This is a genomic window from Pseudooceanicola nanhaiensis, from assembly GCF_020171315.1.
Classification (GTDB): domain Bacteria; phylum Pseudomonadota; class Alphaproteobacteria; order Rhodobacterales; family Rhodobacteraceae; genus Pseudooceanicola; species Pseudooceanicola nanhaiensis_A.
This window is the reverse complement of sequence record NZ_JAIUZP010000018.1, coordinates 44,782-54,454: the sequence shown is the minus strand read 5'-3', so window position 1 is coordinate 54,454 and position 9,673 is coordinate 44,782. Positions and strand designations below refer to the sequence as shown.

The 9,673-nt window shown below is 66.1% G+C and carries 9 protein-coding genes; 6 read left to right on the top strand and 3 right to left on the bottom strand.

The features are described from left to right. Window positions 1–229: 229 nt before the first annotated feature. Together LCM32_RS21350 and LCM32_RS21345 are read right to left on the bottom strand one after the other, a co-directional pair. The gene (locus tag LCM32_RS21350) at window positions 230–784 is read right to left on the bottom strand and encodes a peptidylprolyl isomerase (protein WP_224823110.1); all 555 of its coding nucleotides are present in this window, start codon (window positions 782–784) and stop codon (window positions 230–232) included. Further along, window positions 777–1,283, bottom strand: a complete 507-nt coding sequence (locus LCM32_RS21345) for a peptidylprolyl isomerase (protein ID WP_224823109.1) — start codon at window positions 1,281–1,283, stop codon at window positions 777–779. Before LCM32_RS21345 ends, LCM32_RS21350 begins: the two co-directional genes overlap by 8 nt. A 132-nt stretch (window positions 1,284–1,415) precedes the next feature. Here LCM32_RS21345 and LCM32_RS21340 point away from each other — a divergent pair, with 132 nt between their 5' ends. From LCM32_RS21340 to LCM32_RS21315, 6 genes are all read left to right on the top strand, one after another. Next, window positions 1,416–2,600 (top strand): phosphoglycerate kinase, encoded by a 1,185-nt coding sequence (locus LCM32_RS21340; protein WP_224823108.1) that lies wholly within the window; start codon window positions 1,416–1,418, stop codon window positions 2,598–2,600. A 131-nt stretch (window positions 2,601–2,731) separates the two neighbouring features. Continuing rightward, window positions 2,732–3,625 carry a fructose bisphosphate aldolase gene (locus LCM32_RS21335; RefSeq protein WP_224823107.1) on the top strand — a complete coding sequence of 298 codons (894 nt, stop codon included), beginning with the start codon at window positions 2,732–2,734 and terminating at the stop codon, window positions 3,623–3,625. Window positions 3,626–3,887: 262 nt separating this feature from the next. After that, entirely contained in the window at window positions 3,888–4,187 is a 300-nt protein-coding gene (locus LCM32_RS21330) for an FtsB family cell division protein (RefSeq protein WP_224823106.1), read from the top strand. A gap of 520 nt (window positions 4,188–4,707) precedes the next feature. Further along, window positions 4,708–5,721, top strand: a complete 1,014-nt coding sequence (gene pdhA, locus LCM32_RS21325) for a pyruvate dehydrogenase (acetyl-transferring) E1 component subunit alpha (RefSeq protein ID WP_224823105.1) — start codon at window positions 4,708–4,710, stop codon at window positions 5,719–5,721. A 16-nt stretch (window positions 5,722–5,737) separates the two neighbouring features. Next, window positions 5,738–7,114: a pyruvate dehydrogenase complex E1 component subunit beta gene (locus LCM32_RS21320; protein WP_224823104.1), complete on the top strand. Its 1,377-nt coding sequence runs from the start codon at window positions 5,738–5,740 to the stop codon at window positions 7,112–7,114. An 11-nt stretch (window positions 7,115–7,125) separates the two neighbouring features. Further along, window positions 7,126–8,436 (top strand): pyruvate dehydrogenase complex dihydrolipoamide acetyltransferase, encoded by a 1,311-nt coding sequence (locus LCM32_RS21315; RefSeq protein ID WP_224823103.1) that lies wholly within the window; start codon window positions 7,126–7,128, stop codon window positions 8,434–8,436. A gap of 360 nt (window positions 8,437–8,796) precedes the next feature. Here the strand turns inward: LCM32_RS21315 and cysE are convergent, their stop codons facing one another. Continuing rightward, window positions 8,797–9,600, bottom strand: coding sequence for a serine O-acetyltransferase (cysE, locus tag LCM32_RS21310; RefSeq protein WP_224823102.1), 804 nt, complete (start codon window positions 9,598–9,600; stop codon window positions 8,797–8,799). Between the last annotated feature and the right edge of the window lie 73 nt (window positions 9,601–9,673).

The window sequence follows — 9,673 nt, the reverse complement described above, 5'->3', positions numbered from 1 at the left end:
GTCAGAGCGTCAGAGCGTCAGAGCGTCAGAGCGTCAGAGCGTCAGAGCGTCAGAGCGTCAGAGCGTCAGAGCGTCAGAGCGTCAGAGCGTCAGAGCGTCAGAGCGTCAGAGCGTCAGAGCATCAGCCTTCCCCTCCGCAAGCAAGCACACTGCCCCGCCATACCCTCCCCCAACGAAAACGCGCCGCCCCTTTCGGAGCGGCGCGCATCATCTCCAATCCGGTAACGGATCACTCCGTCACGGTGACTTTCACCATCCGGTCCGGCGCGCCGATCACGGCACCGTTGCGGCCTTCGCCGCGCTTGATCGCATCGACCACGTCCATGCCCGAGGTCACCTTGCCCACCACCGTGTAGCCGCCGTTCAGATGCGGCGCCGGGGCGAACATGATGAAGAACTGCGAATTCGCGCTGTCCGGGTCCTGCGAGCGGGCCATGCCCACCACGCCACGGTCGAAATTCTCGTCCGAGAATTCGGCCTTCAGGTCGGGCAGGTCGGAACCGCCCATGCCGGCGCGGCGCATGTCGCCGCCCTCGTGGGCGAATTCCACGTCACCGGTCTGGGCCATGAAGCCCTCGATCACGCGGTGGAAGTAGACGCCGTCGTATTTGCCCTCTTCCGCCAGCGTGGTGATCCGCTTCACGTGCTCGGGTGCGATGTCCTCGAAGAGGTCGATATGCACCGTGCCGTTGGCCTCGCCGCCGATCTGGATATCCAGACCGGTGGCCAGGGCCGGACCGGCAGCCAGCAGCGCGGCAAGCGTTGCGGCGGCCAGATTACGCATCTGCCGCGACCTTGACGCTGATCATGCGGTCGGGGCTCGCGGGCGGCTCGCCGCGGGTGATCGCATCCACGTGCTCCATGCCCGAGACGACGCGGCCATAGACCGTGTACTGCCCGTTCAGGAAGTGGTTGTCCTTGAAGTTGATGAAGAACTGCGAGTTGGCCGAGTTCGGGTTCGCCGAACGCGCCGCGCCGAGGGTGCCGCGGTCGTGGGGCAGCTTGGAGAATTCTGCCGGCAGGTCGGGCAGCTCGGAGCCGCCGGTGCCCGCCATGCGGATGTTGAAGTCTTTTTCCATGTTGCCGTTGGCCACGTCGCCGGTCTGGGCCATGAAGCCCTCGATCACGCGGTGGAAGGCAACGTTGTCATAGGCACCGGCGCGCGCCAGTTCCTTCATCCGCTCGGCGTGCTTGGGCGCCACGTCGGGCAGCAGTTCGATGGTGACGGTGCCGCCTTTCAGCTCCATCAGGATGGTGTTTTCGGGGTCCTTGATCTCGGCCATGGCAGGGCCTCCTTTTTTGGCTTTGCCGTGATGCATAAGGCGCATGAGGCGAATTGCCAAGCGGCGCCCTGTTGACGATGGCGGGAGGAGCGGCGATGTATCGCCCGACCGACATCAGGAGGACAGAAACCGATGGGTTGGAAAACGCTGGATGACATGGATCTTGCCGGCAAACGCGTTCTGGTACGGGTGGACATCAACGTCCCCGTCGAGAACGGCAAGGTAACGGACACCACGCGGATCGACCGCATCGCTCCCACCGTGAAGGATATCCTCGCAAAAGGCGGCAAGCCGATCCTTCTGGCGCACTTCGGCCGCCCCAAGGGCAAGGTCGTGCTCGACATGTCGCTGCGGGTCACCCTGCCCGCGCTGGAGGCCGCCCTCGGCACCAAGGTCGCCTTCGACGAGACGCTGGACGCCGCCGAGGCCCAGACCGACGAACAGCGCGAGGCCAAGGTCATCCTGCTGGAGAACATCCGCTTCCACCCGGGCGAAGAGAAGAACGACCCCGCCTTCGCGCAGCGCCTCGCCGGTCTCGGCGATGTCTACGTGAACGATGCCTTCTCGGCCGCGCACCGGGCCCATGCCTCGACCGAGGCGCTCGCCAAGCTGCTGCCCTGCTGCGCCGGCCGCCTGATGCAGGCCGAGCTGGAGGCGCTGGAATCCGCCCTCGGCAAGCCCGAACGCCCCGTGGTGGCCGTGGTGGGCGGGGCCAAGGTCTCGACCAAGCTGGAACTGCTGGGCAACCTCGTCGAGAAGGTGGATTACCTGATCATCGGCGGCGGCATGGCGAACACCTTCCTCGCGGCCGAAGGCATCGACGTGGGCAAGTCGCTGGCCGAGCATGACATGACCGAGATCGCCACCCAGATCAAACTCAAGGCGCTCGACCTCGGCTGCCAGCTGGTGCTGCCCGCCGACGTGGTGGTGGCGCGCGAGTTCAAGGCCAATGCCGCGAACGAGACCGTGCCCGCGACCCAGTGCCCCTCGGATGCGATGATCCTCGACGCGGGCCCCGACGCGGTGGCCCGGATCGAGGGCATCTTCGAGGAGGCCAAGACGCTGATCTGGAACGGCCCGCTCGGCGCCTTCGAGATCGCGCCCTTCGACACCGCCACCAACGCTGCCGCCACGGCGGCAGCCGCGCTGACCCGCGCGGGCAAGCTGATCTCGGTCGCGGGCGGGGGCGACACCGTCGCCGCGCTCAACACCTCCGGGGCGGCAGGCGATTTCACCTATATTTCCACCGCCGGCGGCGCCTTCCTCGAATGGATGGAAGGCAAGACCCTGCCCGGCGTTGCGGCGCTGGAAGGCTGAGACCCGCGCTTTCCCGCGGCCGCAGCCCAAGTTAGCGCCACCAGAATTGCAAGGCATCCCCCGCTTCCTTAGAAGCGGGGGCGAGGCCCCGAAGGGGGGCGATCATTCATACTACTCAGGGCGATCATTCCATGACGACAGACAAACAGGCCGAGCTGATCGGCAAGGGCCAGGGTTTCATCGCGGCACTTGACCAGAGCGGCGGTTCGACCCCCAAGGCGCTGAAACTCTACGGGATCGAGGAAGACGCCTATTCCTCCGAGGACGAGATGTTCGGCCTGATCCACGACATGCGCGCGCGGATCATCAAGTCGCCCGCCTTCACCGGCGACAAGGTCGTGGGCGCGATCCTCTTCGAACGCACCATGGACGGCGAGATCGACGGCATCCCCACCGCCCAGTACCTCTGGGAAAAGCGCGGCGTGGTGCCCTTCCTGAAGGTCGACAAGGGTCTGGCCGACAGTGAGAACGGTGTGAAGGTCATGAAGGCGATGCCCGAACTGGACGCCCTGCTCGACAAGGCCGTGTCCAAGGGCATCTTCGGCACCAAGATGCGCTCGGTCATCGACGCCGCCTCGCCCGAGGGCGTGAAGGCCGTCGTGGCGCAGCAGTTCGAGGTCGGCAAGCAGATCCTCGCCAAGGGTCTGTGCCCGATCATCGAGCCCGAGGTGACGATCACCATCGCCGACAAGGCCGCCGCCGAAGACCTGCTGCTGGCCGAGATCACCGCCCAGCTGGACGCGCTGCCCGAGGGCACCAAGGTCATGCTCAAGCTGACGCTGCCCGAGACCGCGAACCACTACAAGTCGCTGGTGGACCACCCCGCCGTGCTGACCGTCGTGGCCCTGTCGGGCGGCTATTCCCGCGAAGAGGCGAACACCCGCCTGTCGCAGAACACCGGCATGATCGCCTCCTTCTCGCGTGCGCTGACCGAGGGCCTCTCGGCCCAGCAGTCCGACGCCGAGTTCGACGCGACCCTCGCCGAGACGATCGACAGCATCTACAAGGCTTCGATCGCGGGCTGATCCGGCCTGCACGCAAACAGAAAAGGGCGGTCCCACGGGGCCGCCCTTTTTCATGGCCGGGGTCCCTGCCCTCATGGCCTGCCCTCCGGGCCGATCTGTCCCGTGCCCGCGAGAGGAGGGACCGGGTGGCCCGGCGAGTCCGCCCCGCCACAGCGCCCGCGGGATCGTGACGCTGCGATGAACACGGGGGATTCCCATTTCGAATCACTTGCGCTATTCTCTCTTCTGACCGCCCGTCAGAGGCGGAGATGAGGCAGACCCGATGACCACCCGCAAACGCCCCGCCTTTGGCGGCCTGATCTATTTCTCGATCGCGCTGAGCCTCGGGCTCTACTTCACCTTTGCCGCCGTGCAGGGCGATTACGGCCTGCTGCGCCGGGCCGAGGTGATGGCCCAGAAGGACGAGCTCTCCGCCCGGCTCGACGAGCTGAACGTCGAGGTCGCGCGGATGGAGAACCTGACCCACCGGCTGTCGGACGATTACCTCGACCTCGACCTGCTGGACGAACAGGCCCGCGACGTGCTCGGCATGCTGCGCAGCGACGAGATCGTGATCCGCTGAGGCGGAGCTTCATCGGCTCGCCTCCGCTTCCCCAACGAAGACAGCCCTGACCGGCCCGCGCCTCCGGGCGTCCGGCCCTAACGTCGTGCGTAAGGCTCCCCGCCCCCCTACACGCTCTCCATCCACCACATAGGGCAGCGCCGTCCCGCGGGGTGGCGCCATAGCGCCGCCCCATGGGGGCGGGACGGCGCTGCCCGGCCTCTCGGCCGGGCGGGTGCTCGATGGAGACCGCCACGCTACGTCCCTTCCTCACGGTCTGGCGCGCGGCGACGCGACTCCTCCCTCCCCGGCCCGCACCGCCTCTCCCCCAACACACGCCCGCAATCGCACCCGGAATTTTCAAAAATTCCGGCCCGGAAAATTCGAATTTTCCTGTAAAACCTGCCCCCGCCCGCACAATTCCCGACCGCTTTTTCGCCGGCAAGCGCCCCGCGTCAATTTCGCTCTCGCAAGCGCGGTCCGAATGCTGTAAGAGATAGTTTAACGCTAAACTATCCACTTCGGGAGGGGTTGTACGGCCATGGCGGCACGCAGGACCACCAAGAAGCCGAACGTATCGGCGGATGAACTCAAGCAATATTACCGCGACATGCTGCTGATCCGGCGCTTCGAAGAGAAGGCCGGGCAGCTTTACGGCATGGGCCTGATCGGTGGCTTCTGCCACCTCTATATCGGGCAGGAAGCGGTCGTCGTCGGGCTGGAAGCCGCGACGAAAGAGGGTGACAAACGGATCACCTCCTACCGCGATCACGGCCACATGCTGGCCTGCGGGATGGACCCCAACGGCGTCATGGCCGAGCTCACGGGCCGCGAAGGCGGTTACTCGAAGGGCAAGGGCGGCTCGATGCACATGTTCTCGAAAGAGAAGCATTTCTACGGCGGCCACGGCATCGTGGGCGCGCAGGTGCCGCTCGGCGCCGGCCTCGCCTTCGCTGACAAGTACCTCGGCAACGACAACGTGACCTTCACCTACTTCGGTGACGGCGCGGCGAACCAGGGCCAGGTCTACGAGACCTTCAACATGGCCTCGCTGTGGAAGCTTCCGGTCATCTTCGTGATCGAGAACAACCAATACGCCATGGGCACCGCGCAGAAGCGCTCGACCTCCACGGACGAGATCTTCACCCGCGGCGCGCCCTTCGGCATCCCCGGCGAACTGGTCGACGGCATGGACGTGCTGGCGGTCAAGGAAGCCAGCGAGAAGGCCCTCGCCCACTGCCGTGCCGGCAACGGCCCCTACATCCTCGAGGTGAAAACCTACCGCTATCGCGGCCACTCCATGTCGGACCCGGCGAAATACCGGACCCGCGAGGAAGTGCAGAAGATGCGCGAAGAGAAGGACCCGATCGAGCACGTCCGCGAGCTGCTGATCTCGGGCGGCCACGCGACCGAGGACGACCTCAAGGCGATCGACAAGGAAATCAAGGACATCGTGAACGAGTCCGCCGATTTCGCCAAGGAAAGCCCCGAGCCCGCGCTGGAAGAACTCTGGACCGACATCTACGCCGATGTCGCGCCGCAGGACGAAGCCTGAGGGGGAGAGAGACAAGATGCCTACCGAAATTCTGATGCCCGCCCTCTCTCCGACCATGGAGGAAGGCACGCTCGCGAAATGGCTGGTCAAGGAGGGCGACACCGTCTCCTCCGGTGACATCCTCGCCGAGATCGAGACCGACAAGGCCACGATGGAATTCGAAGCCGTGGACGAAGGCGTGATCGGCAAGATCATCGTGGCCGAAGGCACCGAGGGCGTGAAGGTCAACGCCCCCATCGCCGTGCTGCTGGAAGAAGGCGAAAGCGCCGATGACATCGGTGATGTCGCAGCCGCCCCCGCCGCCAGCGCCGAGGCCCCCGCCGAGGAAGCGAAAGCCCCCGCCAAGGCCGCAGCCCCGGCCCCCGACGCGCCCAAGTCCAACGCCTCGCCCGACTGGCCGGCGGATGCGCCGATGAAGACCCAGACGGTCCGCGAAGCGCTGCGCGACGCCATGGCCGAAGAGATGCGCCGCGACGAGAACGTCTATCTCATGGGCGAGGAAGTCGCCGAGTACCAGGGTGCCTACAAGGTGTCCCAGGGCCTGCTCGACGAATTCGGCGCCAAGCGGATCATCGACACGCCGATCACCGAACACGGCTTTGCCGGGATCGCGGTCGGCGCGGCCTTCGGCGGGCTGAAGCCCATCGTCGAGTTCATGACCTTCAACTTCGCCATGCAGGCGATTGACCAGATCATCAACTCCGCGGCCAAGACGCTCTACATGTCCGGTGGCCAGATGGGCGCGCCCATGGTCTTCCGCGGTCCGAACGGCGCCGCCGCCCGCGTGGGTGCGCAGCACAGCCAGGACTACGCGGCATGGTACGCGATGATCCCCGGCCTCAAGGTCGTGATGCCCTATTCGGCCGCCGACTACAAAGGCCTGATGAAGACCGCGATCCGCGATCCCAACCCGGTGATCTTCCTGGAAAACGAGATCCTCTACGGCCGCTCCTTCGAGGTGCCGGACATCGAGGATCTGGCGATCCCCTTCGGCAAGGCCCGCGTCTGGCGCGAAGGCACCGACGTGACCATCGTCTCCTTCGGCATCGGCATGCAATACGCCCTCGAAGCGGCGGACAAGCTGGCGGAAGAGGACATCTCGGCGGAAGTGATCGACCTGCGCACCCTGCGCCCGATCGACTATGACACCGTGCTGGCCTCGGTCATGAAGACCAACCGCTGCGTCACGGTCGAGGAAGGCTTCCCCGTCGGCTCGATCGGCAACCACCTGTCCGCGACGATCATGGAACGCGCCTTCGACTACCTCGATGCGCCGGTGATCAACTGCACGGGCAAGGACGTGCCGATGCCCTACGCGGCCAACCTCGAAAAGCTGGCGCTGGTGACCACCGATGAGGTCATCGCGGCGGTGAAAAAAGTCACCTATCGGTAAGGAGCGGAGCGATGCCCACAGAAATCCTGATGCCCGCCCTCTCCCCCACGATGGAGGAAGGCACGCTGGCGAAATGGCTGGTCAAGGAGGGCGACACCGTCTCCTCCGGTGACCTGCTGGCCGAGATCGAGACCGACAAGGCGACGATGGAATTCGAAGCCGTGGACGAAGGCGTCATCGGCAAGATCCTGATCGCCGAGGGCACCGAGGGCGTGAAAGTGAACACGCCCATCGCCGTCCTGCTGGAAGAGGGCGAGAGCGCCGATGACATCGGCGATGTCTCGGCTCCTGCCCCGGCCGCGGCCAAATCGGACGAGGCCCCCAAGGCCGAAGCCGCCGCCCCTGCCGCCGCCGCTTCCCCCGCGCCGGCTGCACCGCAGACCACCGACGGCACCCGCATCTTCGCCTCGCCGCTGGCCCGTCGCATCGCGGCGGACAAGGGTCTGGACCTGACCCAGATCAGCGGCACCGGCCCCCATGGCCGGATCGTGAAAGCGGACGTCGAGAAAGCCACCGCCGCGCCCAAGGCCGCCGAGGCCCCGAAAGCCGCGGCCGCGGCGCCTGCTGCTGCGGCCGCCGCCGCCCCGGCGGGCCCGTCGACCGATGCCGTGCTCAAGATGTACGAAGGTCGCGCCTTCACCGAGGTCAAGCTGGACGGGATGCGCAAGACCATCGCCGCCCGCCTGACCGAGGCCAAGCAGACGATCCCGCACTTCTACCTGCGCCGCGACATCAAGCTCGACGCGCTGATGAAGTTCCGCGCCCAGCTGAACAAGCAGCTGGAAGGCCGCGGCGTGAAGCTCTCGGTCAACGACTTCATCATCAAGGCCTGTGCCCTTGCGCTGCAATCGGTGCCGAAGGCGAATGCCGTCTGGGCCGGTGACCGCGTGCTGGAGCTGAAACCCTCCGACGTGGCGGTGGCCGTGGCAATCGACGGCGGGCTCTTCACGCCCGTCCTGAAAGACGCCGACATGAAGTCGCTCTCGGCCCTTTCGGCCGAGATGAAGGACCTAGCCACCCGGGCGCGCGACCGCAAGCTGGCGCCGCATGAGTACCAGGGCGGTTCCTTCGCGATCTCCAACCTCGGCATGTTCGGCATCGACAACTTCGACGCCGTGATCAACCCGCCACATGGCGCGATCCTCGCGGTCGGCTCGGGCGTGAAGAAGCCGGTGGTGAACGATGCGGGCGAGGTCGAAGTGGCCACTGTCATGTCGGTGACGCTCTCGGTCGATCACCGTGTGATCGACGGCGCGCTTGGCGCGGAGCTGCTGAAGGCCATCGTCGAGAACCTCGAGAACCCGATGGTGATGCTGGCCTGAGGCCCGCTGTCCCGGGCCGCCGACCTCGTCGGCGGGCCGGGTCTGACCTGAATGACGCGCCCCCTGACGGGGGCGCGATTTCTTTTGTGCGACCGGGACCTGCGATCCCGGCGCGCGGTCACTCAGCGCGTAGGTGCGGATAGAACATGGAAAAGGGGGCGCTGCCCCCCTTGGCCTTCGGCCAATTCCCCCACGGAGTATTTCAGGAAAGATGAAGGTTGGAGGCGCGAGATGCAGGTCTGGCCTGACACCCCTGTTGGCGGCACGCGCAGTGCGGCCTAACTTGGGGTATCGTGGAGCGGCGGGTTGACCCGACCGACTTGACCAAACCGACGTGGCCCGGCCCTCGTGACCCGACCGTCAGCCGCGCAGGATCTGGTCCATGTTCATGGACGGCTGGGCACAGCCCGCCTCGCCCACGATCTTGGCCGGAACGCCGGCCACCGTGGTGCAGGGCGGCACCTCGTGCAGCACGACGGAGCCCGCCGCGATCCGCGAGCAATGGCCCACCTTGATATTGCCGAGCACCTTGGCGCCCGCGCCGATGAGGACGCCATCGCCGATCTTGGGGTGGCGGTCTTCCTCTTCCTTGCCGGTGCCGCCGAGGGTCACCGAATGCAGCATCGAGACGTTGTCGCCCACCACGGCCGTCTCGCCCACGACGATGGCATGGGCGTGGTCCATCATGATCCCCTTGCCGATCCGGGCATTGGGGTGGATGTCGATGGCGAAAAGCTCGGACAGGCGCATCTGGAAGAAATAGGCCAGATCGCGGCGTCCCTGCTTCCAGAGCCAATGCGACACCCGATGCGCCTGAAGCGCGAAGAAGCCCTTGAAGTAGAGCACCGGCTGCAGGAACCGGTGGCAGGCCGCGTCCCGGTCATAGACCGCCGCGATGTCCGCACGGGCGGCATTGGCCAGCTCCGGCTCGGAGGCATAGGCCTCGTCGCAGATCTCGCGCAGGATCTGTTCCGACATCTCGTGCGAGGCCAGCTTGGCCGAGATGCGGTAGGCCAAGGCCCGCTCCAGCGAGGGATGGTGCAGCACGGAGGAATGGATCAGCCCGCCCAGCAGGGGCTCCTCCCGGATCGCCTCTTCGGCCTCACGGGTGATACGGGCCCAGACCGGGTCCAGCTCTGCCAGTTTGGCGCGTGTTTCGGGCATCGGGACCTCTCCTTTGCATCTGAGTGTAGCAGATAAGCCCGAGTGGGGAAAACGCAATGGGGTGATCCGCCGG

Excerpts from the sequence above, each read along its gene's own strand:
- LCM32_RS21350 (WP_224823110.1), bottom strand. The coding sequence starts at position 784 with ATGCGTAATCTGGCCGCCGCAACGCTTGCCGCGCTGCTGGCTGCCGGT.
- LCM32_RS21345 (WP_224823109.1), bottom strand. The coding sequence starts at position 1,283 with ATGGCCGAGATCAAGGACCCCGAAAACACCATCCTGATGGAGCTGAAA.
- LCM32_RS21340 (WP_224823108.1), top strand. The coding sequence starts at position 1,416 with ATGGGTTGGAAAACGCTGGATGACATGGATCTTGCCGGCAAACGCGTT.
- LCM32_RS21335 (WP_224823107.1), top strand. The coding sequence starts at position 2,732 with ATGACGACAGACAAACAGGCCGAGCTGATCGGCAAGGGCCAGGGTTTC.
- LCM32_RS21330 (WP_224823106.1), top strand. The coding sequence starts at position 3,888 with ATGACCACCCGCAAACGCCCCGCCTTTGGCGGCCTGATCTATTTCTCG.
- pdhA (WP_224823105.1), top strand. The coding sequence starts at position 4,708 with ATGGCGGCACGCAGGACCACCAAGAAGCCGAACGTATCGGCGGATGAA.
- LCM32_RS21320 (WP_224823104.1), top strand. The coding sequence starts at position 5,738 with ATGCCTACCGAAATTCTGATGCCCGCCCTCTCTCCGACCATGGAGGAA.
- LCM32_RS21315 (WP_224823103.1), top strand. The coding sequence starts at position 7,126 with ATGCCCACAGAAATCCTGATGCCCGCCCTCTCCCCCACGATGGAGGAA.
- cysE (WP_224823102.1), bottom strand. The coding sequence starts at position 9,600 with ATGCCCGAAACACGCGCCAAACTGGCAGAGCTGGACCCGGTCTGGGCC.